21 protein-coding genes, 1 tRNA gene and 3 pseudogenes are annotated in these 26,926 nt (G+C 70.6%); 12 read left to right on the top strand and 13 right to left on the bottom strand.

The annotated features are described in order from the left end of the window. The first annotated feature begins 2 nt into the window (after positions 1 to 2). The 3 genes from ALMP_RS28640 to ALMP_RS28630 all read left to right on the top strand — a co-directional run bounded on the left by ALMP_RS28640 (position 3) and on the right by ALMP_RS28630 (position 4,050). Positions 3 to 1,103: a peptidase gene (locus ALMP_RS28640; protein ID WP_264933462.1), complete on the top strand. Its 1,101-nt coding sequence runs from the start codon at positions 3 to 5 to the stop codon at positions 1,101 to 1,103. 18 nt (positions 1,104 to 1,121) lie between these two features. Then, complete coding sequence (locus tag ALMP_RS28635; RefSeq protein WP_264933460.1) at positions 1,122 to 3,254, top strand: hypothetical protein; 2,133 nt, start codon at positions 1,122 to 1,124, stop codon at positions 3,252 to 3,254. 124 nt (positions 3,255 to 3,378) lie between these two features. Further along, on the top strand, positions 3,379 to 4,050 hold the full coding sequence (locus tag ALMP_RS28630) for a hypothetical protein (protein ID WP_264933458.1): 672 nt from the start codon (positions 3,379 to 3,381) through the stop codon (positions 4,048 to 4,050). Positions 4,051 to 4,178: 128 nt separating this feature from the next. On the opposite strand, the gene ALMP_RS28625 is transcribed toward ALMP_RS28630, so the two are convergent. The 5 genes from ALMP_RS28625 to ALMP_RS28605 all read right to left on the bottom strand — a co-directional run bounded on the left by ALMP_RS28625 (position 4,179) and on the right by ALMP_RS28605 (position 9,749). Continuing rightward, entirely contained in the window at positions 4,179 to 4,631 is a 453-nt protein-coding gene (locus tag ALMP_RS28625; RefSeq protein ID WP_264933456.1) for a heat shock protein transcriptional repressor HspR, read from the bottom strand. 5 nt (positions 4,632 to 4,636) lie between these two features. Beyond that, positions 4,637 to 5,815 carry a molecular chaperone DnaJ gene (dnaJ, locus tag ALMP_RS28620; protein ID WP_264933455.1) on the bottom strand — a complete coding sequence of 393 codons (1,179 nt, stop codon included), beginning with the start codon at positions 5,813 to 5,815 and terminating at the stop codon, positions 4,637 to 4,639. 33 nt (positions 5,816 to 5,848) lie between these two features. Then, complete coding sequence (grpE, locus tag ALMP_RS28615; protein ID WP_264933454.1) at positions 5,849 to 6,499, bottom strand: nucleotide exchange factor GrpE; 651 nt, start codon at positions 6,497 to 6,499, stop codon at positions 5,849 to 5,851. Beyond that, positions 6,496 to 8,346, bottom strand: coding sequence for a molecular chaperone DnaK (dnaK, locus tag ALMP_RS28610; RefSeq protein WP_264933451.1), 1,851 nt, complete (start codon positions 8,344 to 8,346; stop codon positions 6,496 to 6,498). The genes grpE and dnaK overlap by 4 nt, the downstream gene beginning before the upstream one ends. Positions 8,347 to 8,441: 95 nt before the next feature. Continuing rightward, on the bottom strand, positions 8,442 to 9,749 hold the full coding sequence (locus tag ALMP_RS28605; RefSeq protein ID WP_264933449.1) for an MraY family glycosyltransferase: 1,308 nt from the start codon (positions 9,747 to 9,749) through the stop codon (positions 8,442 to 8,444). Positions 9,750 to 9,965: 216 nt separating this feature from the next. Between ALMP_RS28605 and ALMP_RS28600 the strand changes: the two genes are divergently transcribed. Both ALMP_RS28600 and ALMP_RS28595 read left to right on the top strand, forming a co-directional pair. Then, the gene (locus ALMP_RS28600) at positions 9,966 to 12,257 is read left to right on the top strand and encodes a (Fe-S)-binding protein (protein WP_264933448.1); all 2,292 of its coding nucleotides are present in this window, start codon (positions 9,966 to 9,968) and stop codon (positions 12,255 to 12,257) included. Between the two features lie 276 nt (positions 12,258 to 12,533). Next, positions 12,534 to 13,499 carry a Yip1 family protein gene (locus ALMP_RS28595; RefSeq protein ID WP_264933447.1) on the top strand — a complete coding sequence of 322 codons (966 nt, stop codon included), beginning with the start codon at positions 12,534 to 12,536 and terminating at the stop codon, positions 13,497 to 13,499. Positions 13,500 to 13,593: 94 nt separating this feature from the next. Here ALMP_RS28595 and ALMP_RS28590 read toward each other — a convergent pair whose 3' ends face one another. Both ALMP_RS28590 and dcd read right to left on the bottom strand, forming a co-directional pair. Further along, positions 13,594 to 14,091 (bottom strand): phosphoribosyltransferase, encoded by a 498-nt coding sequence (locus tag ALMP_RS28590; RefSeq protein ID WP_264933445.1) that lies wholly within the window; start codon positions 14,089 to 14,091, stop codon positions 13,594 to 13,596. 8 nt (positions 14,092 to 14,099) lie between these two features. Continuing rightward, positions 14,100 to 14,675 carry a dCTP deaminase gene (gene dcd, locus ALMP_RS28585; protein ID WP_264933443.1) on the bottom strand — a complete coding sequence of 192 codons (576 nt, stop codon included), beginning with the start codon at positions 14,673 to 14,675 and terminating at the stop codon, positions 14,100 to 14,102. 519 nt (positions 14,676 to 15,194) lie between these two features. Here dcd and ALMP_RS28580 point away from each other — a divergent pair. Then, positions 15,195 to 15,268, top strand: a tRNA-Gly gene (locus ALMP_RS28580). Between the two features lie 349 nt (positions 15,269 to 15,617). Here the strand turns inward: ALMP_RS28580 and ALMP_RS28575 are convergent. The 4 genes and pseudogenes from ALMP_RS28575 to ALMP_RS28560 form a co-directional block, all read right to left on the bottom strand. Continuing rightward, positions 15,618 to 15,761: pseudogene (locus ALMP_RS28575) on the bottom strand (DsbA family protein); the annotation flags it as partial. A gap of 75 nt (positions 15,762 to 15,836) precedes the next feature. After that, a complete protein-coding gene (locus ALMP_RS28570; protein WP_375803543.1) occupies positions 15,837 to 16,367 on the bottom strand; it encodes a MarR family winged helix-turn-helix transcriptional regulator in 531 nt (176 codons plus the stop codon). A 333-nt stretch (positions 16,368 to 16,700) separates the two neighbouring features. Continuing rightward, positions 16,701 to 17,354, bottom strand: a complete 654-nt coding sequence (locus ALMP_RS28565) for an NAD(P)-dependent oxidoreductase (RefSeq protein WP_264933441.1) — start codon at positions 17,352 to 17,354, stop codon at positions 16,701 to 16,703. A gap of 41 nt (positions 17,355 to 17,395) precedes the next feature. Further along, positions 17,396 to 17,899: a hypothetical protein gene (locus tag ALMP_RS28560; RefSeq protein ID WP_264933439.1), complete on the bottom strand. Its 504-nt coding sequence runs from the start codon at positions 17,897 to 17,899 to the stop codon at positions 17,396 to 17,398. Positions 17,900 to 18,016: 117 nt separating this feature from the next. Between ALMP_RS28560 and ALMP_RS28555 the strand changes: the two genes are divergently transcribed. Further along, the gene (locus tag ALMP_RS28555) at positions 18,017 to 18,454 is read left to right on the top strand and encodes a MarR family winged helix-turn-helix transcriptional regulator (protein ID WP_264933437.1); all 438 of its coding nucleotides are present in this window, start codon (positions 18,017 to 18,019) and stop codon (positions 18,452 to 18,454) included. Between the two features lie 53 nt (positions 18,455 to 18,507). Continuing rightward, positions 18,508 to 18,729, top strand: a pseudogene (locus ALMP_RS44465) (VapC toxin family PIN domain ribonuclease); the annotation flags it as partial. Between the two features lie 24 nt (positions 18,730 to 18,753). Here ALMP_RS44465 and ALMP_RS28550 read toward each other — a convergent pair. Together ALMP_RS28550 and ALMP_RS28545 are read right to left on the bottom strand one after the other, a co-directional pair. Beyond that, on the bottom strand, positions 18,754 to 19,635 hold the full coding sequence (locus tag ALMP_RS28550; protein WP_264933435.1) for an aldo/keto reductase: 882 nt from the start codon (positions 19,633 to 19,635) through the stop codon (positions 18,754 to 18,756). Positions 19,636 to 19,940: 305 nt separating this feature from the next. After that, positions 19,941 to 20,558: a TetR/AcrR family transcriptional regulator gene (locus ALMP_RS28545; protein ID WP_264933500.1), complete on the bottom strand. Its 618-nt coding sequence runs from the start codon at positions 20,556 to 20,558 to the stop codon at positions 19,941 to 19,943. 208 nt (positions 20,559 to 20,766) lie between these two features. Here ALMP_RS28545 and ALMP_RS28540 point away from each other — a divergent pair, with 208 nt between their 5' ends. The 4 genes and pseudogenes from ALMP_RS28540 (at position 20,767) to ALMP_RS28515 (ending at position 26,923) form a co-directional block, all read left to right on the top strand. Continuing rightward, complete coding sequence (locus ALMP_RS28540; RefSeq protein ID WP_264933433.1) at positions 20,767 to 21,840, top strand: esterase FrsA; 1,074 nt, start codon at positions 20,767 to 20,769, stop codon at positions 21,838 to 21,840. Between the two features lies 1 nt (position 21,841). Next, positions 21,842 to 22,136, top strand: a pseudogene (locus ALMP_RS28535) (ATP-binding protein); the annotation flags it as partial. Positions 22,137 to 22,703: 567 nt separating this feature from the next. Continuing rightward, the gene (locus ALMP_RS44195; RefSeq protein ID WP_309299549.1) at positions 22,704 to 25,862 is read left to right on the top strand and encodes a S8 family serine peptidase; all 3,159 of its coding nucleotides are present in this window, start codon (positions 22,704 to 22,706) and stop codon (positions 25,860 to 25,862) included. A 410-nt stretch (positions 25,863 to 26,272) separates the two neighbouring features. Beyond that, positions 26,273 to 26,923: a (2Fe-2S)-binding protein gene (locus ALMP_RS28515; RefSeq protein WP_264933431.1), complete on the top strand. Its 651-nt coding sequence runs from the start codon at positions 26,273 to 26,275 to the stop codon at positions 26,921 to 26,923. The last annotated feature ends 3 nt before the right edge of the window (positions 26,924 to 26,926 follow it).

Genomic DNA, 26,926 nt, shown 5'->3' with positions numbered 1-26,926 from the left:
AGTTGTATACCTCAGGGCGGACTCCGGCAACCCCACCCCATTCCTCGCTCGACCTGTCCGGCGCGACCGGCGTTCCGCTCCAGGCGCCACTGGTTCTGGCCGGCCTGCTGGTCGTCGGGGCGCTCTCGCAGGCCCTGCCCCGGGGCGCGGACCTCGCTCTGGTCGGTGTCTGGCTGGCCTCCGGCGCGCTGGTGTTCCCACGGCCCGTCGCCCGTCTCCTCGCGCGGGTCTGCGCACGCGCGCGTCCGGCCACGGCCCCCGAACTCGCCGTACTGCGACCGGCGTTCGACCAGGTGACCGGCCGGGCCGGGGTCGACGGCTCCCGGTACGAACTGTGGGTGGCGAAGTCCGGCCAACTCACCGCCCCCGCCGTCCCGTTCCCGGTCGTCGGTGTGACGCGCGCGGCGCTGGAGAAGGTCCCGGCCGAACAGCTTCCGGCCCTGCTGGCGCAGTCGTTGGGGCGGTCCGCGCACGGCCTGCCGTGGGTCGCGTCGCTCGGCTTCTGGTACGCCCTTCCGGCCCGTGTGCTGACCGGGATCGTGACGCTGGTCGTCTCGCTCGTCGTCGTCTTCACCGCCCGGGTCGCCCTCCTGGCCGTCCTGCTGCTCACCGCGATCTCCGCCGCGCTGGGCGTCGTGGCCGTGACGTACTTCCCGTCGGCGCTCGCCCTGTACGCGGTCCCGTTCCTGGTGATCCGGGCCGGCCGCCGGGGCGAACTGGTGGCGGACCGTTTCGCAGGCCGCCTCGGCTACGGTCCTCTCCTGACCGCCGTGTTCCAGAACTGGCAGGCTCAGGGGCAGGGGCAGGCTCAGGGACAGCCGGCCCAGGCGGCACCGCAGCCCTCGGCCGCACCCGTACAGGGACAGCAGACCTCGGCCCCGCAACCCGCCGAGGGCACTCAGGGCCCCCACGGCCCACAGGAACCACAGCACCAGCAGGGCCGACAGACACCACAGGGCCAACAGGACCGGCAGGACACGCCGGGAGAGCTTCACCCCCCGGCCCGGACTGCCCCCGTCCCGCCCTCCCTCGCCGACCGCCTCTGCGCGGCCCGCCCGCCGCTGTCCCGCCGTGTCCGCGCGCTCGCGACCTTCATCGCCTGACCGTCAGGAAGCCGACCCATGACCGTCGACACCACCGGGGCCGGGCCGCTCGGCCGGTTCATGCGTCTCTTCGACCCGGGCCAGCGCCTCGGCTGGGCCTACCGCGATCCCGAGTCGCTGCGCACGCCGTTCACCGAGCCCGAGCCGTCCCGGACGCCCCCGCCCACCGCCCCGCACAACCGGGTGGAGGCGGCCCGGCTGGACCACCGGGACCGGCGGACCACCGCCCTGTGGGCGGGCGGCGGGATCGTGGCGGCGAGCGGCGCGCTGGCCTACCTCGTCGACGCCCGCCTGGCGGCCGTCGGCGCCGCGGCGGTCGTACTGGCCGCGGCGGGTCTGTCCCGCACCGCCCGCCGGCTGCGCTCCGCCACCACGGCGATGACGGCCGGGCACACCGCCCACGAAGAGGCTTTCCAGGCCGCCTGGCAGGCCTGGCAGCGGCGCCGGCAGTACCACGAGGCGCAGCAGGAGCAGTGGGTGCGGACCGCGTCCGCCTGGAACGGGCTGCCGCTCGGCGCGGACAGCCGGCGTCTCGACGTCTTCGGCGGCAGCCCGCGCGGCCGCGAGGGCCTGCTCACCGTCCTCGGCGCCTCGACGCTGCGGGAGCGGCCGCTGATCGTGCTCGACCTGACGCAGGCGCTGGTCTGCCGGGAGCTGTCGGTGGTCGCGGAGGCCACGGGCGTGCCGGTGGACGTGCAGCTGCTGCCCAGCCGGCTGACGGAGAGCAACATCGTCGACGGGCTGGGCCCGCACGAGATGGTGCACATCCTGGTCGAGGCGATGCACGGCGACCACCCGGAGGCGCGGCGGGTCGAGCGGGCCGTGGACACCCGCATCCTCACCCAGGTGTGCACCGCGCTCGGCCCGGACGTCACCCTGGCGCGGCTCGGCGCGGGCCTGCGGGTGCTGATGGGCGAGGACGACGAGACCGGGCTGCTGGACCGGGCCGAGCGCCGACGTATCGCGGACGACCTGCTCAACGACCGGAACAAGGAGCAGGCCCGGGACAGCGTGTTCCGGCTGATGTCCTTCGTGCATCCGCTGGAGGGGCTGGGGACGGCTCGCGCGGGGCGCGGTCCGGGCTATCTGACCTGCATCGCCCTGGACTTCGGCGCGGGTTCGGCGAGTACGGAGCTGCTCGCGGACCTGGCCGTGCAGAGCGTGACGCGGCGGCTGACGACCTTCCCGGAGGCCCCGCCGGCGGTCGTGGTCGCGCTCGGCGAGCAGGGCCTCCAGCGCCGTCATCTGGAGCAGCTGTCCCTGGTCTGCGAGCGCCGTGGCTCGCAGCTGATCCTGCTCCACCCGCACTTGAGGGACGCGGCCGAGCAGATGATCGGCGGCGGCACGGTGGCGTTCATGCGGCTCGGCAACCACCGCGAGGCCACGGTCGCCGCCGACTTCCTCGGCCGGCACCACTCCTTCGTCCTGCACTCCCTCACCGACACCGAGGGCAGGACGGTCAACACCTCCGTCGCGCAGACGATCGGCACGTCCGTCAGCAACTCGGCCTCGACCAGCGCTTCGGTGAGCACCGGCACCAACTGGGGCGACTCCCGCAGCTACCAGGGCGGCTTCAACCCGCTGTCGACGGGCCGCTCCGCCAGCTCGGGCGGCAGCCACGGCGAGACGACCGGCACCTCCGACAGCGTCACGCACGGCACGAACGAGGCCGCGACCCGCACCACCGGCGACAGCGACAGCACCAGCCGGGCCCTCGGACAGCAGCGTGTCTACGAGTACGCCCTGGAGCCCACCCAGCTCCAGGCCCTCGCCGAGTTCAGCCTGCTGGTGGTGGAGCGGGAGCCGGGCGGCGCGGTGCGGGTGCGCTCCGCCGACTGCAACCCGCACATCGTGCTGCGGGAAGACGTCGAAACACCCCCGACCGCGACGACGCCCACGACGCCCACGACCGCGACGCCCATGACGGCCACGACGGCGACCGTGACGCACCAGCCCGCCCTGCCCGCCCCGGCTCCCGCCGCCACCCCCACCCACGCCCACGCCCCGCAGTCGACCGCGCCTCGGCAGCCGCCCCAGCTGTCGCCGCAGCCGTCGCCCACGCGGCGGAATCCGTGGCTCACGGCCGCCCCGCAGCCCGAGCCGCAGCGGCCTGCCCATGACCCCGGACAGGGGCCCGTAACCCCGCCGTGAGCTGCGGACTACCGCTTACGGCTCTGTTGCGCTCACCGACTCCTGACACCAGGTCAGCGGGCCGAAGCCACCGGAGGGTTCGCCTCCGGTGGCTTCCCCGCCCACGGGTACCGTCGCCTCCGTCATGTTTCACAGCGAGAACGGGGACACCATGCGCATCAGGCGCGCACTCACGCTCGGCGTCACACTGGTCGCGTTGACAGCGGTCACGGCCTGCGACAACGACGACGCGGACGCCGCTGACGCCCCCGGCGAGGCCGTCGTCACCCCGGACTGGGCCCGCCCCACCGCCACCGAAGACGACACGACGGCGGACGGAGGCGGGAACGGAGGCGTCACCGAGCAGGGTTTCGACGGCGCTCTCCCCGAGGCGGCCGACATCGAGAGCCTCGCGCGCTACGTCGACCTGTACACCTCCTGCAAGGAGGTGCAGACCGGCGAGGACTACGACGCCTCCCACGACAGCATGGACGCCGCCTGGGGCGAGGAGGAGGCCGCCGACCCGGCCTGGGGCATCAAGGAGCGCGCGGCGTGCAAGGACCGCACGTACCCCATAGCCCTGCTGACCGTGTCGGACATGAAGAAGTTCCAGACCATGGCCAAGGCGAGCGGCGACAAGTTCGCCATCGGTGAGAACATCGCCGTCGTCCCGGTCGGTGACACCCAGGTGCGGGCCCTGTCCCACTCCGAACTGGTCTTCCTCACCTGCGACCCCGACTTCTCACCGCCGTCCGGCTACCGCACGGAACCGGCCCTCGTCGACGGCTGCGTGCTGAGCGACTACTGGCTCGACTGATCGAGCGGCCACTGGCCCGACCGATCGGTCACGACGACGCGAAGGGGCCCGGAGGTCGAACCTCCGGGCCCCTTCGCACGGGTAGGGATACCCCTTCGACGGTGCTGTTTCGTACGGGTGACGCGCCGTCAGTCCGAGGTCTGCTGCCGTTTGGGGCGCCACACCACCAGCGCGCTGGTCTGCTGGACCTCCTGGTACGGCACCAGGTCACGCCGGTAGGAGGCGTGCACGGCGGCCTCCCGCTGCCGCATGGCGGCAGCCGCGCCGTCCAGGGCCGCCTCCAGCTCCGCGACCCGGGACTGGAGCGCGGCGACCTGGTTCTCCAGCTCGATGATCCGCTTGATCCCCGCCAGGTTGATGCCCTCGTCCTGCGACAACTGCTGGACGGTGCGCAGCAGTTCGATGTCGCGGGCCGAGTAGCGGCGGCCCCGGCCGGCGGTGCGGTCCGGCGAGACCAGGCCCAGACGGTCGTACTGGCGCAGCGTCTGCGGGTGCAGGCCGGAGAGCTGGGCCGCCACCGAGATGACGTAGACCGGGGTCTCCTCGGTCAGTTCATACGGGTTACGTCGACGACCGTCCATCACTCTCAAGCTCCCTTCGCGGCCTCGAACAGCTCCGCCCGCGGATCCTCCCCCGCGGTCGCCTCGCGATACGCCTCCAGTGCGTCACGAGCCTTCCCCGACAGGTCCTTCGGAACACTCACCTCGACGGTGACCAGGAGGTCGCCGCGGGTGCCGTCCTTGCGGACCGCTCCCTTGCCACGGGCGCGCATGGTGCGGCCGTTGGGCGTGCCGGGCGGCAGCTTCAGCGTGAGCGCCGGGCCGCCGAGGGTGGGGACGCGGATCTCGCCGCCGAGCGCCGCCTCCGAGAACGTCACCGGCACCGTCACCGTCAGGTTGTCGTCCTTGCGGCCGAACACCGGGTGGGCGCCGACATGGACGACGACGTACAGGTCGCCGGCCGGGCCGCCGCGCTCGCCGGGCGCTCCCTTGCCGCGCAGCCGGATGCGCTGCCCGTCGGTGACGCCCGCCGGGATGCGGACCTGCATGGTGCGCGACGACTTGGCCCGGCCGCTGCCCTTGCACTCCAGGCAGGGGTGCTCGGCCATCAGGCCGCGGCCCTTGCAGTCCGGGCAGGGGTCGGTCAGCGAGAAGCCGCCGCCCGAGCCGCGCGCCACCTGGCCGGTGCCCACGCAGGTGGGGCACACGCGCGGTGTGCCGTTCTTGTCGCCGGTGCCGGAGCAGGCCTTGCACGGGGACTGCGAGGACATGCGCAGCGGTACCGTCGCGCCCTCGATGGCCTCCGTGAAGCTCAGCGTGACCTCGGACTCGATGTCCTGGCCGCGCCGTGGCTGGGTCCGGGTGGTGCCCGCGCCGCCGCGGTTGAACAGGCCCCCGAAGACGTCACCGAGTCCGCCGCCGAAGCCGCCGGCTCCCCCGCCGCCCTGTGCGCCGCCTCCGAAGAGGTCGCCCAGGTCGAAGTTGAAGGAGCCGCCGCCCGCGCCCGGCCCCGGGCGGAAGCCGCCGTTGCCGAAGAGGGCGCGTGCCTCGTCGTACTCCTTGCGCTTCTTGGGGTCGCCGAGGACGTCGTTCGCCTCGGAGATCTCCTTGAAGCGCTCCTCGGCCTTGACGTTTCCCTTGTTGGCGTCCGGGTGGTACTCGCGGGCGAGCTTCCGGTACGCCTTCTTGATCTCGGCCTCGGTGGCGTCCTTGGGGACGCCGAGGACCTTGTAGTAGTCCTTCTCGATGAAGTCCTTGGTGCTCATCCTCGACGTCCCTCCTCTCTCATCGGTTCAAGCTCAGCCCTCGTCCGGGCCACCGCTCTCCTTGTCGTCGCCCTTCTCGGCGTCCTCCGCCTTGACCGTCTGGGCGCCGGGCTGGGGTTCGGCCACGGCCACCCGCGCGGGGCGGATGGTGCGCTCGCCGATCCGGTACCCGGGCTGCAGAATCGCCACGCACGTCGTCTCGGTGACGTCCGGCGCGTAGCTGTGCATCAGGGCCTCGTGGATCGTCGGGTCGAAGGGCTCGCCCTCCTTGCCGAACTGCTGAAGGCCCATCTTGGCGGCGACGGTCTCCAGCGACTCCGCGACGGACTTGAAACCGCCGACGAGTTCGCCGTGTTCCCGCGCGCGGCCGATGTCGTCGAGGACGGGCAGGAGCTCGGTCAGGAGGTTCGCGATGGCGATCTCCTTGACCGCGATCCGGTCGCGCTCGACGCGGCGGCGGTAGTTCTGGTACTCGGCCTGGAGGCGCTGGAGGTCCGCGGTGCGCTCGCCGAGCGCGGTGCGCACCTGGTCCAGCTGGGCCACCAGCCCGGCTGTCTGGTTCGCGTCCCCGGCCGGGGCCGACTCCTCCGCGGTGGGGGAGTCGGCCTTCGGCTCGGCGTCGTCGGGGGTGGCGCCGGAGGGGACGTCGGGCTTCTCCTCGAAGCCCGGGGTCTCCTCCGTCACGCGGCACCGTCCTTGCGCTCGTCGTCCACGATCTCGGCGTCGACCACGTCGTCGTCGGCGGCCTTGGCACCGCCGGCGGTGGCACCCTCGGGACCGCCCGCGGCCTGCCCGGCCTGCGCGTCGGCGTACATCGCCTGGCCCAGCTTCTGCGAGACGGCCGCGACCTTCTCGGTGGCGGTGCGGATCTCGGCGGTGTCCTCGCCCTTGAGCTTCTCCTTCAGCTCGGCGACGGCGGCCTCGACCTCGGTCTTGATCTCGCCCGGGACCTTGTCCTCGTTGTCCTTGAGGAACTTCTCGGTCTGGTAGACGAGCTGCTCGCCCTGGTTGCGGGCCTCGGCGGCCTCGCGGCGGCGGTGGTCCTCCTCCGCGTACTGCTCGGCCTCCTGGCGCATGCGGTCGACCTCGTCCTTCGGCAGCGAGGAGCCGCCGGTGACGGTCATCTTCTGCTCCTTGCCCGTGCCGAGGTCCTTCGCGGTCACGTGCATGATGCCGTTGGCGTCGATGTCGAAGGACACCTCGATCTGCGGGACGCCGCGCGGCGCCGGCGGCAGACCGGTCAGCTCGAACATGCCGAGCTTCTTGTTGTACGCCGCGATCTCGCGCTCGCCCTGGTAGACCTGGATCTGCACGGACGGCTGGTTGTCCTCGGCCGTGGTGAAGATCTCGGACCGCTTGGTCGGGATCGTGGTGTTGCGCTCGATGAGCTTGGTCATGATGCCGCCCTTGGTCTCGATACCGAGGGACAGCGGGGTCACGTCGAGGAGCAGGACGTCCTTGACCTCACCCTTGAGGACACCGGCCTGGAGCGAGGCGCCGATGGCGACGACCTCGTCCGGGTTGACGCCCTTGTTGGCCTCCTTGCCGCCGGTCAGCTCGCGCACGAGCTCGGCGACGGCCGGCATACGGGTGGAGCCACCGACCAGGACGACGTGGTCGATCTCGTTGATGGAGATGCCGGCGTCCTTGATGACGTTGTGGAACGGCGTCTTGCAGCGCTCCAGCAGGTCCGCGGTCAGCTGCTGGAACTGGGCGCGGGTGAGCTTCTCGTCGAGGTGCAGCGGGCCCTCGGCGGACGCGGTGATGTACGGCAGGTTGATCGAGGTCTCCGTGGAGGAGGACAGCTCGATCTTGGCCTTCTCCGCGGCCTCACGCAGGCGCTGGAGGGCCATCTTGTCCTTGCCGAGGTCCACGCCGTGGCCGCTGGCGAACTGCTTGACCAGGTAGTCGACGACGCGCTGGTCCCAGTCGTCACCACCGAGGTGGTTGTCACCGTTGGTGGCCTTCACCTCGACGACGCCGTCGCCGATCTCCAGGAGGGACACGTCGAAGGTGCCGCCACCGAGGTCGAAGACGAGGATCGTCTGGTCGTCCTTGTCGAGGCCGTAGGCGAGCGCGGCCGCGGTGGGCTCGTTGACGATACGAAGGACGTTCAGACCGGCGATCTCGCCGGCCTCCTTCGTCGCCTGGCGCTCGGAGTCGTTGAAGTACGCCGGGACGGTGATGACCGCGTCGGTCACCTTCTCGCCCAGGTAGGCCTCGGCGTCCCGCTTCAGCTTCTGCAGGATGAACGCGGAGATCTGCTGCGGGTTGAAGGGCTTCCCGTCGAGCTCGATCTTCCAGTCGGTGCCCATGTGGCGCTTCACCGAGCGGATGGTCCGGTCCACGTTGGTGACCGCCTGGCGCTTGGCGACCTCGCCGACCAGCACCTCACCGTTCTTGGCGAAGGCGACGACGGACGGCGTGGTCCGGGCACCCTCGGCGTTGGTGATGACGGTGGGCTCGCCGCCCTCCAGAACGCTGACGACGGAGTTAGTCGTGCCCAGGTCGATGCCGACCGCACGTGCCATGGTGATCTTCCTCCAGCTGACTTGAGTGGAACGGACTCAAGTGTGCACGAGCCTCCCCGCCCGGTCAACAGACCTGAGTCAGCGGGACTCAACTCTTATCCGTTCCTTACACGCAAGCCCGCGCTGACCTGGGATAACGCTAAACGGCGGGGTGCACGTGAGGGTGATTCCACCGACCGCCGAGGGGGCCGCACGGAGGACACACCTTGACGCCGGGACGCATCACCCGACCGCCGGGGCTCATCACCCGACCGCCGGGGCTCATCACCCGACCGCCGGACCTCGGCATCCGACCGCCGGGATCCCCCATCGAGGCGCCGGGCCGCCTCGCCACCCGAACGCCGCGGCCCATCGCCGCGCCGACGCAGCCCATCGCCGTGCCGCCGCGCCCCGTCCCCCTGTCGCCGCAGCTCATCGCCGTGCCGCCGTGGCCCGTACGTCGGCACCCGCAGCAGCCCGAGGAGCAGCACCAGCGCGCCGCCCGCGACCCAGAGCGCGGCCCGCGCGTCCGTCCATCCGGCGTGCACCAGAGTCCCCACGAGTACCCCCGCGAAGGCCCCCACACCGACCAGCACCACCGCCCCCTGCGGGGTGAGGCCGAGCCGCCGCAGCCGGTGGGCGAGGTGGTCCGGGCCGCCGCGCAGCAGCGGACGCCCGGCCAGCCGCCGCCCCACCAGGACCAGGACGACGTCGAGGGCGGCGACCGCCGTCAACGCGAACAGCACACCCGTGCCGGCCGCCGCGTCCTGTCCCGCGCACGCGATGACGGCCGCCGCCGCGAGCAGGAAACCGGCGAACAGCGAACCGCAGCCGCCGAGCGCCACGCGCGCGGGGGGCCAGTTGTGCATGAGGAACCCGGTCAGCGCCGCCGCGAGCACGCTCAGCAGCACCGCGAGCCCGTCCATGACCTCGGCCGCCGCGCAGGCCGCCACCCCGAAGGCGGTGACGACCCCCACCGTGCCGGCCACCCCGTCGGCATGGTCCAGGGCCCGGAAGCCGAGGGCGACGAGCACGATCCAGCCGACGGCCACCGCCCCCACGAGCGGGCCGGTGTCGCCGTACGGCACGACGAAGGCCGCCGCGAGCGCCGTACCGAAGGCCGGCAGGCGGGTCTTCAGCCGCCAGACGTCCGCGAGCAGCCCGAGCCCGGCGACCCCGGCGGCCGTCGCGAGCAGTACGCCCATCCCGTCGCCGAGCGGGGCGATCCCGGTCCAGTCCCCGGTGCCCGCGACCAGGCAGGTGGCGAGGACGACGGCCGCGCCTCCCGACAACGGCACCCGCCGCTGCCGCTGCCGCCGGTCGACCAGCCCGACCCGCAGCGCGGGCACGCGCAGCAGCGCGGCGAGGACGGCGGCGAGGAGCAGGGCGGCGGTGGCGGCGGCGATCCCGTAGAGCACGGACATAAATTAGTCATGAATGTACCAATTTGGTACGAATAACACGGTCAGATTCTGAGGCAACCCTCAGCGACGCAGATCACCGCACGTCTGGCTACAGTGCGACGGAAGATAAGGGTAGTCTCAGACGGACTGCATAAGTTACCGCTTAGTAATGTCGAGGATGCGGGAACCCTCCGGGGAGCCCCCCGACGAAACACCTCGCAGGCCCGAGGAGCCCCCATGCAACTCGCCGCGATCATCGTGTCGCTGGTCCTGACCGTGGTCGGCGTCGCGCTGCTCGCACGCGCGATCGGCCAGTTCGTCCGGTACTTCAAGCTGGGCCAGCCGGTCCCGGCGGGAACCCGGACCGACAACCCCTATCAGCGCAGCGTGACGCTGGTGAAGGAATTCCTCGGCCACACGCGCATGAACCGCTGGGGCATCGTCGGCGTCGCCCACTGGTTCGTCGCGATCGGCTTCCTGACGCTGCCGCCGACGATCATCACCGCGTACGGCCAGCTCTTCCAGGCCGACTGGACGCTGCCGGTCCTCGGCGGCTTCCTGCCGTACGAGCTGTACATCGAGTTCATCGCCGCGATGACCACGCTCGGCATCGTCACCCTGATGGTCATCCGCCTGCTGAACCTGCCCTCCCGCCCCGGCCGCAAGTCCCGCTTCGCCGGCTCCAAGATGGGCCAGGCGTACTTCGTCGAGTACGTCATCTTCACCATCGGCCTGGCCATCTACGTCCTGCGCGGCCTCGAGGGCGCGCTGCACCACGTGGAGCACTACGAGGCCGAGTACTTCGCCTCGTACCCGCTGATCCTCGCCTTCAAGGGCCTGAGCGTCTCGGCGCTGCAGAACCTGGTCTACCTGTTCGCGATGATCAAGCTGGGCACGACCATGATCTGGATGATCACGGTCAGCCTGAACACCAACATGGGTGTGGCCTGGCACCGCTTCCTGGCGTTCCCGAACATCTGGTTCAAGCGCAACGCGACCGGCGAGACCGCCCTCGGCGGCCTCCAGCCGATGACCTCCGGCGGCAAGCCGATCGACTTCACCGACCCCGGTGACGACGACGTCTTCGGCGTCTCCCAGGTCGAGCAGTTCTCCTGGAAGGGCCTGCTGGACTTCTCCACCTGCACCGAGTGCGGCCGCTGCCAGTCGCAGTGCCCCGCCTGGAACACGGGCAAGCCGCTCTCCCCGAAGCTGCTGATCATGTCCCTGCGCGACCACGCGCACGCCAAGGCCCCGTACCTGCTGGCCGGCGGCGGCAAGACGATGGAGGGCGAGGAGAAGGCCTCCGAGGAGGCCCTGAAGGACGTCCCGGCGGCGGCTCTCGCGGAGGCCGAGCGCCCGCTGATCGGCACCGCCGAGGAGAACGGCGTCATCGACCCGGACGTGCTGTGGTCCTGCACCACCTGCGGCGCCTGCGTCGAGCAGTGCCCCGTCGACATCGAGCACGTCGACCACATCGTCGACATGCGCCGCTACCAGGTCATGATCGAGTCGTCGTTCCCGTCCGAGGCGGGCACGATGCTCAAGAACCTGGAGAAGAAGGGCAACCCCTGGGGCCTGGCCAAGAAGCAGCGCCTGGAGTGGACCAAGGAGGTCGACTTCGAGGTCCCGATCGTCGGCAAGGACATCGAGGACCTCTCCGAGGTCGAGTACCTGTACTGGGTCGGCTGCGCCGGCGCCCTGGAGGACCGCGCCAAGAAGACCACGAAGGCCTTCGCGGAGCTTCTCCACATCGCCGGCGTGAAGTTCGCCATCATGGGCGGCGACGAGAAGTGCACCGGTGACTCCGCCCGCCGCCTCGGCAACGAGCCCCTCTTCCAGGAGCTCGGCATGGAGAACGTCATGTCCCTCAACGCCGCCTTCGGCGAGGAGATGGACGACGACGGCAAGGTGACGGAGGAGTCCCGCAAGCCGAAGTCGGCGAAGAAGATCGTCGCGACCTGCCCGCACTGCCTCAACACCCTCGGCAACGAGTACCCGCAGCTCGGCGGCGACTACGAGGTCATCCACCACACTCAGCTGCTCCAGCACCTGGTGGACGAGGGCAAGCTCATCCCGGTCACCCCGGTCGAGGGCATCATCACCTACCACGACCCCTGCTACCTGGGCCGCCACAACAAGATCTACACGCCCCCGCGCGAGATCATCGCCAACGTCCCGGGCCTGCGGAACGAGGAGATGCACCGCCACAAGGAGCGCGGCTTCTGCTGCGGCGCCGGCGGCGCACGGATGTGGATGGAGGAGCGGATCGGCAAGCGCATCAACAACGAGCGCGTCGACGAGGCCCTGTCGGTCAACCCCGACATCGTCTCCACGGCCTGCCCCTTCTGCCTCGTCATGCTGACCGACTCGGTCAACGGCAAGAAGAACGACGGCAAGGCCAAGGAGTCCATCCAGGTCGTGGACGTCGCCCAGCTGCTGCTGGAGTCGGTCAAGACCCCGGCCGACGACGAACCCCCGGCGGGCGAGTCCGAGCCGGAGACCGAGCCGGAGCCGCAGCCGGTGAAGTGACGAACGGCGGTTTCCGACCGCCGGCTCCGCTGGGTCCGCCGGATCGGCCGGATCCGCTGGATACGCGAGGGCGCCCCTGTTCCGTACGGGACGGGGGCGCCCTCGCCGGCGTATCCGGCCGTCCGGTCGTGGGGGTGGTGGCCCTACGGGTCCGTCCCTTAGTCGTCACGAATCTTTCCGGGTCTGTCCCTTAAGGGATGTCACAGCTCGGCAGCAAAGCCCGGGCGAACGGTCGGCCCCGGCACGCCATTTCGCGGGACCAGGTACGTTCGAGGCGTGGCTGGATTCAGGATCGGACGCGGCGGCCGGGACGGCCGCGCCCCGCAAGCGCGACCCCAAGACCCTCCGTACGGGCAGCAGGCGCCCCAGGGGCCGTCGTACGGCTACCCGCCGCCGCCGCAGCAGCCCCGACCGCCGCAGTACCGGGGCGGCGGGCAGCCGCCGTACGGCGGTTCGAGCGGTGGCCCCTGGCCGTCGGCGCAGGGGCACGGCGGCGGCTACGGCGGTCAGGGCGGCGATGAGCCGGAGTACTTCGGCGGCGACGACCCGTACGGCCGCTCCGGCGCCCCGGGTGCCCCGCACGACCCGTACGCGGCGAACAACCCGGGTCACACCCAGGCCTTCTCGATCGACGACCACCAGCAGTACAACCAGGGTGAGACCTATCACGCCGGCTCCGCCGCGCCGTCGGGCCCGATCGGTCCGCGGCTGCACTGGAAGGCCCTGCTGAAGGGCATCGTGACGGCCCCCGGCCAGACGTTCCTGCAGATGCGGGACTACACGATGTGGGGCCCCGCCCTCGTCGTCACCTTCCTCTACGGTCTGCTCGCGGTCTTCGGCTTCGACACCGCCCGCGAGGACGCGATCAACGCGACGCTGTCCAACGCGATCCCGATCGTCCTGACGACGGCCGTCGCGATGGTGCTGAGCTCTTTCGTGCTGGGCGTGGTCACCCACACGCTGGCCCGCCAGCTCGGCGGCGACGGCGCCTGGCAGCCCACGGTCGGCCTGTCGATGCTGATCATGTCCCTCACGGACGCCCCGCGCCTGGTCGTCGCGATGTTCCTCGGCGGCGACGCGTCGTTCGTCCAGGTACTCGGCTGGGTCACCTGGATCGCGGCCGGCGCCCTCCTCACCGTGATGGTCACCCGCTCCCACGACCTCCCCTGGCCCAAGGCCCTGGGCGCGTCAGCCATCCAGCTCATCGCGCTGCTGTCGATCGTGAAGCTCGGCACGTTCTGAGGACCGGACATCCACAACTGTGGAAAGAGGGGCTCCCCGCCCTGAGCGGGAAGCCCCTCTTCCTCTGTCTCTTGTCTCTCTGTCTCTCTTCGCCTCAGGCGTCGAGAACCTGTCCCGCCCGCTTCACGACCGGCGGTTCGACACTCCACGGAAAGTTGATCCAGTCGTCGGTCCGCTTCCACACGTACTCGCATTTCACGAGGGAGTGGGACTTCTCATAGATGACGGCGGAGCGGACCTCGGCGACGGTGTCGAGGCAGAAGTCCCGCACCAGCTTGAGCGTCTTGCCGGTGTCGGCGACGTCGTCGGTGATGAGGATCTTCTTGTCGGAGAAGTCGATGACGTTGGGGACGGGCGCGAGCATGACGGGCATCTCGAGGGTCGTCCCCACGCCGGTGTAGAACTCGACGTTCACCAGGTGGATGTTCTTGCAGTCGAGGGCGTAGGCGAGGCCACCGGCGACGAAGACGCCGCCGCGGGCGATGGAGAGGACGATGTCGGGCTCGTAGCCGTCGTCGGTGATGGTCTGCGCCAGCTCACGCACCGCGGCCCCGAACCGCTCGTACGTGAGGTTCTCCCGTACGTCGCTCATGCCGCCGCTCACACCTGGGTCCGATGGAAGTTCAGGAAGGAACGGGACGCGGTGGGCCCGCGCTGCCCCTGGTACCGGGAGCCGTACCGCTCACTGCCGTACGAGTACTCGGCCGGCGAGCTGAGCCGGAACATGCACAGCTGCCCGATCTTCATGCCCGGCCAGAGCTTGATGGGGAGCGTGGCGAGGTTGGACAGCTCCAGGGTGACGTGCCCCGAGAAGCCGGGGTCGATGAAGCCGGCCGTGGAATGCGTGACGAGCCCGAGCCGCCCGAGGGAACTCTTGCCCTCCAGCCGCGAGGCGAGATCGTCGGGAAGCGTGATGACCTCGTAGGTCGAGGCGAGGACGAACTCCCCGGGGTGGAGGATGAACGGCTCGTCCCCCTCCGGCTCCACCAGCCGCGTCAGGTCCGCCTGCTCGACGGAGGGGTCGATGTGCGGGTACCGGTGGTTCTCGAACACCCGGAAGTAGCGGTCGAGCCGTACGTCGATGCTGGAGGGCTGCACCATGGATGCGTCGTAGGGATCGATCCGTACCCGCCCGGCATCGATCTCGGCCCGGATGTCCTTGTCTGAGAGAAGCACGCCCCGAGGATACGCAAGGCGCGCGGAGCCGCCACAATCAGGACGACTCCACGCGCCGGACTGTCTGCCTCTGTGCCCCTACCGCTTCTGCAGGCTCACAGGCACCACGCTGCGCAACCGCGCACAGCGAGGACACCGGACGAGCCGCCCGGGGCCGAGCCGCTCGGCCTGCTGCATCGGGAACGAAGCGGTGCTGAACACGTGCCCATCGGCACAGCGGACGACGGTGCGCTCCATCAAGTCCTAGAGTCCCTTCCCCAAGAGCCGCGTCACGTCTGGCTGGGATGCCGTGACGACGAAGGCCACATTACGGGACGAACGGGACGGCTCTCCAGGCGGCACTCCGACCCCACCCGGGCCCTCTCCGACCCCTCCACCGTACGCCCCAACTCCGGCCGCCCGCAGCCGGATCCCGCCCCTGAAACGACATCAGACCCCACGGGCTTCAGCGCCGGGGGCCTGGGATGAGGTACAGTGACGAGGCGATCAGACACCGACGCTCACCGGTCGGCGTCTTACGCGGGTGTAGTTTAATGGTAGAACATCAGCTTCCCAAGCTGAGAGCGCGAGTTCGATTCTCGTCACCCGCTCCAGATTGAAACCCCAGGTCAGTGGCCTGGGGTTTATTGGTTGTCTAGGCCAATTCGGGGGTGGCGTGCCCTCCGCGTGCCCTAAGTGCAGATGAAATGGCTGCCAGGCGGCCTCTCGGACGTGGATTTCAAGACGAAGCGCCAGCGTGTCCCAAATGGCGAGACCCACTTTCCGTGACCCGCGTCACAACGCGCGCGAATCCGCACGTACTCGCATACGCAAAGGCGTAATTGGGCGTGGTGCTCGTCGAGGCCATCGCCGTGCCCATCGGCTCCGCAACGGGCCCGGAGTGGTCGCCGCCTGCACTCGTCCCCCGGCGCTCACTGGATCAGGTCGCATGATGCTCCTTACGAACTCGCGGATCGGCACCCGGCGTGGCCCGGTGAACAGACCACCGGAAACCACCTCGACCGGTAGCGCGGGATGACGGGAGACGGCCTCGCGCAGAGTTCCGGAGAACCCGTGCGACCAACCACAGTAGGCGTCCTCGTCGATGTGACGCCGGTCACATCGACAAACCCGCCGTCAGTGCATCAGTGAAGCCGCACGGCCGCAGCCCGGAGGGGCCGTTCAGGGCAGGCGGGGCAGCACGTCCCGTGCGGAATGGCTCAGGATCCGCAGGTCCTCGGCGAACCGCTCCCGATCCTCGGGCGGCAGCGGCGCCAGGAAGTAGCGCCGGATGTTCTGCACGTGCACCCGGGAGGCCCGCACAGTGGTCTCCTCCCCCAACCGGGTCAGCCGTACCAGCCGCCCGCGCCTGTCACCGGGATCCTCGGCGCGCTCCACCAGCCCGGCCGCCTCAATACGGTCCACCAGGCGCGTCGCCCCGCCTGTGGTCAGCACCTGTTCCTGGGCGATGGCCCGCATCGACAACCCGGGATCGCCCGCCCGCCCGAGGATGAGCAGCACCTCGAACATCAGATGGCTGATGCCGCACTCCAGCTCCAGCGACCGCCCGAGGATGTACTCCAGCCGGTTCGCCGCCCCCTGCAACCGCCCGAACGCCAGCACCAGCGCATTGTCCGCGGCCTCCTTGGGCGACGAGATCTCCGACGGCTCTTCCACGTTCCCCCCACCCGACTGGTCCTCCACACCATGCATCCACCGATCATGCCTCGTGCGGCCTTGGGTGCTCACCTTGCCGGAACGCGGGAAGGCCCGGATCTTGTCGTCGGATGCCGACGATGTCACGTCCTGCGTGGCCGGCCTGATCCAGCAGCGCCTGGGCACACACCTTGGCCCACACCTGCCGGGCGATTCCGCCGGATGCTGCCTCGTACCGAGCCGCCGCCGTGAGAACCAGGCCTGAATGGCCTGCCGCGCGGGGGACCCGGCCGAGCGAGAGCGGCGGGCGCTTCACATCGGCCTTGCTCGCGTCGCCTTGGCACCGCCGGCCGGCCTGATGCCGAAACGGACGCCCTCGAGCGACGTCCGTCAGTACGCGACGGTGATGCGGCGGCGGATCGCCGTGCTCTTCTCGGCCTCGTCGACCAGGGCGACCGCGTAGTCCTCGGCGCTGATGAAGCTGGTGCCGTCCTCCGCGATCAGCAGGTCGTCGCCGCCGAGGCGGAAGGTGCCGGTGCGCTCGCCGGGCGCGATCTCGTCGGCCGGGGAGACATACGTCCAGTCCAGGTCGTCGCCCACTTCGGCGCGCAGCAGGCGCAGCACCTCACGCTGGGCGAGGGACTCGGCCTTGTACATCGCGGGGAAGTCCGGGGTGTCGACCCGGTCCTGACCGGAGGCGGTCTTCAGACTGCCCGCCCCTCCGACCACCAGCAGGCGGTGTACGCCCGCGGTGCGCAGCCCCTCGACCAGGGACTTGTACGTCGCCAGCAGCGGGGCGGCCGGGTCGGAGCCGTCGCGGGGCGGGGACACGGCGGAGATGACGGCGTCGTGTCCGGCAGCGGCCTGGGCGACCTTGCCCGGCGCGGCGGCGTCCAGGGCGAGGACGTTCAGCGCCTGGTGCTCCGGCAGCGCGTCCGCACGGCCCGAGCGGGTGGCGGCGGTGACCTCGTGGCCGCGGCCGAGCGCTTCTGCCGTGATGCGGGAGCCGATCATGCCGGTGGCGCCGATCAGGAGGATCTTCACAGGTGACTCCGTTCGTGCTCGTTTCGTATGCGTGGGTGTGGTCAGCGCTGGATCTCGAAGGTGACCTTCGCCCGCTCCACCGTCTCCTGCAGGACGCGCACCTCTCCGGAGGCGTTCTGGTACGTGCCGGTGCCGCCCGTGATGGCGAACCGCTCGTCGAAGACGGGTCCGGAGGCGGAGAGCTTCGCCGTGCCGGCGCTGGTGATCTTGCCGCCGGGCAGCTCGTAGACGAAGGTCAGCAGCTCGGCGGTGCGCGGCTTGGCGTCGGTGGAGACGCCCACGAAGCTGCTGGTGCCCAGCTTGCGGCCGTCGCGGCCGATGAGGTCGCCGGTCCCGATCAACTGGTCGCCGAGGGCGGAGTCGGCGGGGGCGACGTCGACCATGTTGACCGCGGTGCCCTTCTCGACGGCCTCGATGGTGATCGTGCGGTGCCCGTGCGAGGCGGGGGCGGCGTCCGCCGAAGCGGGCGCCAGGGACAGGCCGAGGGTGAGGGCGCCGGCCGTGGCGGCGGCGACACCGAAGGCGGGGAGGGTGCGCTTGCGCATGATCGGGCTCCACTCTGGGGGCGGGAAAAGTATCTGCCGATGCAGGCAATATATCTTCCTCGGCAGAGATTGCAACGGCAGTGTCTGCCGCTCTTGGCTTTCTGGCATCCTCGTGGGGTGAACGAGCAACTGCTGAATGACGACGACGTGACGCTCTACGGACTGTTCGTGGAAGCGTCCGCTCGCCTCAAGCCCCTCGTACACCGCGATCTGGGAGTTCCGGACACCTGGTTCGAGGTGCTGCTGCGGCTGGGCCGCACGCCCGGGCACCGGCTGCGCATGACGGACCTGGCCGAGGCCGTGTCCTTCAGCTCGGGCGGCTTCACGCGGCTCGCCGACCGCATGGCGAAGGAGGGGCTGATCCGCCGCGACCCCGACCCCGCCGACCGCCGAGCCGCACTCGCCGCGCTGACCGACAAGGGCGCCGAGGCGCTCGACCGCGCCCTGACCGCCCACGTCCGCCACCTGCGCAGCCACGTCACCGGACCGCTCTCGTCCGAGGACCGCCGCCACCTGGAGCGCATCCTGCGCACGCTCCGCGACGCCAACGAGTGAGTTCCGCCCGGACGCGCAGCCCCTCAGCGCAGGATGGGCCCGGGTAACCAGTCACCTGCCCAGTCACCGAGCGGGTTCTTCTACAGCGCACGCTCCGGCACCGACCGCGCACAGGGCAGGCCGGCATCGTCCGCCCGGATCGAGGACGTGCGCCCGCCCTTCGGATGGGTACCGGTCGACGACCGCGCACCGCGCCGGGCACGTCCAGGAGATCCTCACCCAGCGGACAGCACCGCAACGCCGGAGCCGTCGACCGGGTGGTGGCCGACACGGCAAGACCGTGACTGCGCCCGACAGGCTCAGACGGCGTTGACGAGGGACTGATAGGCGCTGTCGGAGAGCCGGATCCGAGCGGCGCCGATGTTCTCCTCCACGTGGGCCACCGAGGACGTGCCGGGGATCGGCAGCAGCACCGGCGAGCGGCGCAGCAGCCAGGCCAGCGCGAGCTGGGACGGCGTCGCCTCGTACTCCTTGGCAACGGCGTCGAGGGGGCCGCCCGGCCTGGCCAGCTGTCCGGTGGCGATGGGGAACCACGGGATGAACCCGATGCCGTTCGCCTCCGCGTATGTCAGCACGTCCTCGGACCTGCGCTCGGCGAGGTTGTACATGTTCTGCACCGACACGATCTCGGTGATCGCCCGGGCCTCCTCGAGTTCGGCCACGGAGACCTCCGACAGGCCGATGTGCCGGATCTTGCCGGCGTCCCGCAGCTCGGCCAGCGCGCCGAGCTGGTCGGCGAGTGGCACCTGCGGGTCGATCCGGTGCAGCTGGTAGAGGTCGATCCGCTCCAGGCCGAGGTGACGCAGGCTCAGTTCGACCTGCTGGCGCAGGTACTCCGGGCGGCTCACCGGCAGCCACGCGCCGGGGCCCTGCCGGGTCAGGCCGCCCTTGGTGGCGATGACCAGGTCGTCCGCGTATGGGTGCAGTGCCTCGCGGATGAGCTGCTCGGCGGTGAACGGGCCGTAGGAGTCGGCGGTGTCGATGAAGGTGACGCCCAGCTCGACCGCACGGCGCAGCACGCGCACGGCCTCGGCACGGTCGGCAGGCTCCCCCCAGACTCCGGGGCCGGTCAGGCGCATGGTGCCGAAGCCGAGGCGGTTGACCGGCAGGTCGCCGCCAATCCGGAAGACACCGCTTTCGGCTGCGGGACGGACGGCGGTTCCGTTCGTGTTCGTGATCACGCGCGGGTCCTCTCAAGGCTGAACTGGTTGCGAAGTGAAGTGCTCATGTTTGCCGGAAAACGCCGGGTCCTGCCCTGACTTGACGGAGGCAGAGCGAATGGGCGTTGCAGATGTGGAGGGATGGATCAGCGGGCGCTTGTCGGCCAGTCGTGCCGGTGATCCTGGATCATTTATAGCGCCGCTAGTGCATGCATGCACTAGCAGTGCACGTTTTTTGCCCGGCCTTGGCCGTGCGGGCGAGCGACCCGGTCGGCATCCGGCCGCGAGTGGAAGCGGATGTGGCGTGTCGTCGGCCCGAGAGGCCGTCAGGCCTGGGGTGCCGTCAGGCCTGACGGCACCGCGAGGCCGTCAAGAAGGAGGGCGAGTTTTGCCCGAAGGGCCGGGCCGAGAGGGAACGGCTGGTCGGTGTGCTGATGCGCCTGAAGCCAGCGGTGGAGGGTTTCGGTGTAAACCGCACTGAGGATTTCCGCGACGGTTTCCGGGGTCACGGAGGGACGGAAGTCACCGTTCTCCTGGCCGAGGCGGACGCTGTCGCGGAACGATTCGAAGACCGGGAAGGGACTCTCGAGAGTCCCCAGCTCGCTCAGCCAGCCCAGCGAGAGGACACGGGCCATCCTGGGGTTCTCCTCGTTCACCTTGGCCAGGACCTCCATCTGGAGTTCGAGCTGGCGGCGGGCGGGGGCTCGGCGGACGCCGCCACCACCCAGCCGGGCGGCCACGAGATCCCGGCGCTCGACCCTCCAGGCATCCAGCATGTCGCGCTTGCGGGGGAAGTGATTGAAGACGGTTCGGCGGGCAAGGTCGGCACGCTCCGCGATCTGGTCGATGGTCGTCGCGGCGTAGCCCTGTTCGGCGAACAACTCCAGGGCGGCATCCAGGATCGCGGAGCGGATCCTCTGCCGCTGCCGCTCCCTGCGGCCCATCGGCTGCTCGGTCGGGCCTGCAGGGCTCTTGGCTGCCGCGGGTGAACGGGTCACGTGTGTTCCCTCGCCTGGAAGTCACGGTCGGTGTGCTCGATTGCCACCGAGACCATTCTATAGATGCATCACTAGTGCATGCATGCATCATGATGCACACTTGGGCCTGTGGGGACTCACTGTCCCGCCGTCTCACCTTCTGGAGGGCCGCACCATGCCGTTCACCTTCGCCGTAGACCCCGCCGAACTCATCGAGGAGCGCGCGCCCCAGTGGCGGTTCAGGGGTACCGAGGACGCTGTCCTGGAGGAGATGTCCCGTCGCATCAGCGACCTGTGGGCCGAGGGCCCCGGGGGCTGGGCGCACGAGTGGTCGATCCTTGCCGAGCAGGCCGAGAAGGACGGTGATCTGCTGAAGGCCAGCCACCTGTACGGGATCGCCAAGTTCCCGATCCTGGGCGGCAACGCGGCGCACGCCCGGGCTTACGAGAACCACCTGCGCACCTTCTTGGAGGCCTCGTCGAGCTTCGAGGTGCCCTTCGAGCGCCACGTGATCGATGTGGACTTCCGCGGGGAGACCGTGCAGGTGCCGACTCACCTCTACGTCCCCGAGAACCTTCCTGCGGACGCCCCGATCGTGCTGGTCTTCAGCGGCGTGGACACCTGGAAGGTCGAGGTGCATGCCACCGCGCTCGCGACGGCTCGTCTGGTCGGCGCGCGGGTGGCCACCGTCGACATGGCCGGGACCGGGGAATCGCCGGTCGCGAGCGGACCCGACGGAGAGCTGTACGTGGGCGATGTCCTCGACTGGCTGCGCCGCCGCTTTCCCGAGGCACGCAAGGTGGGCACCGTCGGCTTCAGCTTCGGCGGGCACTGGACGATCAAGCTGGCCCTGCGCCGGATGGTCGACGCCGCAGTGAGCATCGGCGGGCTCATCGACACCGCCTTCTCCCCCGAGGCCGCCGCCCGGCTCCGCTATGGCATGCCCGGCATCTTCGGCAACTCCCTGCGGCTGGACGCCGAGCCGAGCCTCGCCGAACTCCAGGCCGCCATGGCCGCCTTCTCGCTGCGTACGCAGGGGCTCCTGGACGACTGGGGCAGCGACCCCGTGCCGCTGCTGTACGTCAACGGAGACCAGGACCAGCACGTCCCGGCCGACGACTCCAGGCCCCTCGAGTCCCGCCCGAACACCGTCGTCCGGCTCGTGCCGAACGCCACCCACTGCGCCATGCAGAAGGCCCAGGAGATCGTCCCCTGGAGCCTGCAGTGGCTCCGCGACCAACTGGCCTGACCGCGCCCACCAGGAGGCCCTGACCAACGTCCGCCGCCACGCCGCCGACGCCGACGCCGACGAGGTCACCGTGGACCTGGTCCACGACGGCCGCGCCCTGACGGTGACCGTGCGACGACGACGGCTGCGGTGGCACCCGGATCCCGCAGGCCGCGCGGGGCGGCGGCTTCGGTCTCGTCGGCCTCACCGAACGCGTCACCGCCCTCGGCGGCGAACTGCGCACCGGCCCCCGTCCCACCGGCCAGGGCTGGGAGGTCACGGCGGTGCTGCCGACGGCTTGGCCGGCCAGGGCGTGACGTGTCGGCGGCCTGATTGACGTGACGCGGGCTGGGGGTGCGGGAAGAGGGGGCATGGCCGGGGCGGACGCCGTCGCGTGCGCGGTTCATGCCGCGCACCTTGTTTTTTTGAGCTCCGGGCTGGAACAGGCGGTCACGCAGAGGCCTTTCGTTTGTGGCACCCGCGTCGCGCAAGACGACATCAGCGCCGCCGACGGGTGGACCGCTGCGGCTGCCACGGGTCGACCGCTCTGGCTGCTACTGCCGGACGTACCAACGGCAGTTGTACTCACCTGAGTCGTACGAATACTGCCCGCTCGTTGGATCGTCCCGCGTACCTCACAGTGAATGCCGTGCCGCACCGAAGACCTGGTGAGCCGGCTGCCGACCGAATGCAGCCAGGAACGCCACACTCCTGGGCCGACGGCTCGTCTGCCCGGTCCCGCGGATCCAACTGCCCAGCCGCCGTCGCAGTAGCGGCGCTGCGCATCAGCCATGCCATGCAGTCCGCTTTGCCATGCAGTCCCGCGAATGGCGCCGGTGAAAGGCAGCACCTTTCCCCCAGCACCCCCCACAGTAGGAAGAAGCATGAAAGTGCCCAGAAAAGGCAGAAGCCATGGCTCCGGCCGCAGAGCAGTCGCCTCCCTGCTGGTCCCGGCGCTCGTCTCAGGCCTGACCCTCGCCTACGGCGTGTCCGCGCAGGCCGCTCCCGCCGCCCCGCCACCGGAGCAGCCCGCCGGCGCGGCTCGGCAGACCTACTCCGCCGGCACCTACCTCATCCAGCTCTCCGGCGACCCCGTCGCCGCGCAGCCCGAAACCGCGCCGGAGCCCGGAACGAGGCTGAACACGCGGTCCGAGGCCGTACGCGCTCACGTCCGCCGCCTGGAGCGGGCGCGCGACCAGGTGCTGGCCGAGGTGCCGAATGTCCGGCCGCTGTACAGCTACCAGTACGTACTCAACGGATTCGCCGCTGAACTGACGGAGAGTCAGGCCACGAAGCTCGCTCGCACCGCGGGCGTCGCCTCGCTGGTGCGCAACGAGATGATCCGGCCGACCGGCACGGACGAAGCCGTTGGTGCCGGCAGTGGTGGCGCGACCGCTGCCCGTGCCGCCGCCCCCGGCCCCAGGGGGACGTCGGATGCGAACGGCGCGCTTCCCGCCCCCGACACCGCCAAGTTCCTGGGCCTGAAGGAGCGCGGGGGTCTGTACTCCAAGTTCCGCGGTGGGCAGCGGAACGCGGGGGCAGGCGTGATCATCGGTGTCGTCGACTACGGGATCGACAACACCAACCCGTCCCTGCGGGCCCTCCCGGAGCCCCGTCCCGACGCCGAGGCCATCGCCAGGAAATGGAAGGGCGCCTGCGACCCCGGTGAGGACCGTGCGCACCGGTACACCTGCAACAACAAGCTGATCGGCGCCCGGTACTTCAACAAGTCGGTACCCGAGCTCGCGGAAGACGACACGCCGTCCCCGCTCGACGACGAGGGGCACGGCACCCACACCTCGACCACCGCGGCCGGAAACTACGGTGTGCCCGCGTCCGTGCCCGGCACCGGCATTTCCCGCACCCGGATATCCGGGATCGCCCCGGCCGCCCGCGTCGCCGCCTACAAGGCCTGCTGGAAGGGCTCCGGCTGCTGGACGGCGGACGTCGCCGCGGCCATCGACCAGGCTGTGGCGGACGGCGTGGACGTCCTCAACATCTCCCTCGGCACGGGTGGCGATCCCGCCGACCTCACCCGTCCCACCTACACGGCCATGTTCAACGCCGCCAAGGCCGGCGTCTTCGTCTCCGGCTCAGCGGGCAACGACGGGCCGTCCAGGGTCGGCAACAACGCTCCGTGGATCAGCACCGCGGCCGCTTCCACCCACGATCTCGGCTACCGCACGAGGGTCGTCCTGGGCGACGGCACCTCGTTCACCGGAACCGGCCTGAACGCCTCCCCCGTTCCGTCCGCACGGTTCGTCGACGCGGCCGGGGCGGCCCGAAGCGGCGTGGACGCCGCCCAGGCGGCGCTGTGCCGGCCCGGCACCCTGGACCCGGCGAAGGTCAAGGGCGCCATCGTGCTGTGCGAGACGAACGGCGACGGCACGGGCGCCCGCGCCGGCAAGAGCGCGCAGGTCGAGGCGGCCGGCGGTGTCGGCATGGTGCTGTACAACTCCCGGGCGCCGCTGGACACACGGGGCGATGTCCACTCCGTCCCCACCGTCCACGTCGACAGCGTCGCCGGCCAGGCGGTGAAGGCGTACCTCGACCGAGCCGGCGACCGCGCCACGGCCCGGCTCGACGCGGCGCGTGCCGTACGCCAGGAGGCACCGGCGATCGCCGCCTTCTCCTCGGGCGGCCCGGACGTGGCCAGCGGCGGCGACCTGCTCAAGCCCGACATCGCGGCCCCTGGCGTGGATGTCGTCGCCGGTGCCGTACCCGGCGGCAACGGCGGCACCTTCAGGGGCCCGCAGGGCATCGCGTCCGGCACCTCGATGGCCGCCCCGCACATCACCGGACTGGCCGCGCTCCTGCGCTCCCTGCACCCGGACTGGTCACCCATGGAGGTCAAGTCGGCCCTGATGACCACCGCGGCGACCAAGACCGACGAGGGCAACGCGATCCGGCGCATCGGCGCCGACGGACCCGCCACCCCGCTCGACTACGGCGCCGGGCAGGTCGCCCCGAACGCCGCCGACGACCCCGGCCTGGTCTACGACTCCACCTCCGCCGACTGGACCGCGTACCTGTGTGCCCTCGGTCAGCGCCCGGTGACCGGCGACGGCAGTGACGCCTGCGCCACCGCCCGGAAGATCGATCCGAGCGACCTCAACTACCCGACGATTTGCATCGGTGACCTCGCAGGCAAGCAGACCGTGACCCGCACCGTCACCAACGTCAGCGACACCACCGGCGTCTACACCGCCACGCTGCGGGCACCGCGCGGCTACCGGGCGACGGTCTCACCGAACCGGCTGATCGTGCCGCCCGGCCGGTCGGCCACGTACCGGGTGACCTTCACCCGCACGGACGCGGACTACGGCAAATGGGCCTTCGGGTCGGTGAGTTGGGGCGACAGGGACGGGCACCGGGTGCGCAGCACCGTCGCCCTGCGTGCCACGCGGATCGCCGTCCCCTCGCAGGCCGACGGCACGGGCGCCACAGGATCCCTCACCCTCCAGGCGAAGTCGGGCTGGGACGGCAACCTCACCTCGACCCTGAACGGCCTGTACTCGGGCACGGTCAGGACCGGGACCCTGACGGGCACCACGACCGACAGCTTCGAAGCACCGCCGTCGCCGCCCCCGGCTTCCGCGGCCCGGACCGAACTCACCGTTCCCGAGGGCACTGCGCTGGCCCGGGTCGCGATCCGCTCGTCCGACTTCCTCGCCGGCAGCGACATCGACCTGTGGGTGTACGACGAGGACGGCAACCGGATCTCCTCCCCCACCGGCAGCAGCGACGAGTACCTCGACCTCACCGAGCCGGGCACGTACGAGGTGTACGTGAACCAGTTCGCCCTGCCGGAGGACGCCACCAGCCAGAAGTACACCCTCCACACCTGGCTGATCGGCCCGGACTCCCGGCCCGACCGGCCGGCCACCGTCACCCCGGCCGAACAGCGGGTGGCCCTGGGCGGCACCGCGGACGTCACCGTTTCCTGGCGTGACCTCCCGACCGGCCGTACCTATCTCGGCCTGGTCGGCTACGACGACGGCACCGAAACCGTCGGCACCACCCTCCTGACCGTCACTCCGTAGTTTCCCGATCCGCCCCTCGATTCCGGACCACGGCGGCCGTACGCGAACCGTACGGCCGCCGTGTCGGCATGCCCGGCTGTCGGCGATGACGTCGTCAAGACCACCGCCGACGGTCGGACCGCTCTGCCTGCTACTGCCAGACGTACCAACGGCAGTCGTAGCTACCGGGGTCGTCCCAAAACTGCTTGCTCGTTGGATCGCGCCGCATGAAGCACAGTGGATGCCATGCCGCACCGAGGGCCTGGTGATGCGGCTGCCGACCGTGTTCGACCCCCGGTCGCCGCCATCCTCGCGGGCCGAGGGCCCGGCTCGTCCACCGCGGCGTGAACCGTCTCCCGTACTCACGCCGATTCGTGCACATGACGGTGGTCGGTACCGCCATCCGTCTTCCGTCGACCAAGAGAGTGGGCATGTCCATCGAACCCCCCGAGTCAATTGTTCCTCCTCCCGAGGGATCGCCTGAGGGACCTGTGTCCGCCCCGTCCCGGCGCACGTTCATCGCGACCACCGCCGTCGGCGGTGCGGTCGTGGTCGGCGGCCTGACAGGGGGGCCGTCCGTGTTCGGCGCCGAGCCCGCGGACGCCGCCCAGGCGCCGCCCGGCAGCCGCGTCTCCCTGACCGTCAACGGCGAGCGGCGCACCGTCACGGTCGACAACCGGACCTCCCTGCTGGACCTGTTGCGCGAACACCTGGGGCTGACCGGCTCGAAGAAGGGCTGCAACGCCGGGGCCTGCGGCGCCTGCACGGTCCTGGTCGACGGACGCCGGGTCAATTCCTGCCTGACACTGGCGGTCCGGCTGGAGGGCGCCGAGGTCACCACCATCGAGGGCTTGTCGAGGGGCGAACGACTGCACTCGCTGCAGCAGGCGTTCATCGACCAGGACGCCTTCCAGTGCGGTTTCTGCACCTCCGGCCAGATCATGTCCGGCGTCGGTTGCATCGACGAGGGGCACACCGGCTCACCGGAGGAGATCCGGGAGTTCATGAGCGGCAACATCTGCCGCTGCGGCTGCTACGTGAAGATCGTGCGGGCGGTCGAGCAGGCCGCGCACGGGAAATGAGGC

Source organism: Streptomyces sp. A012304 (assembly GCF_026008495.1).
Classification (GTDB): Bacteria; Actinomycetota; Actinomycetes; order Streptomycetales; family Streptomycetaceae; genus Streptomyces.
Note: the sequence above shows the minus strand (reverse complement) of the source record. Positions and strands in the feature narration are given on the sequence as shown.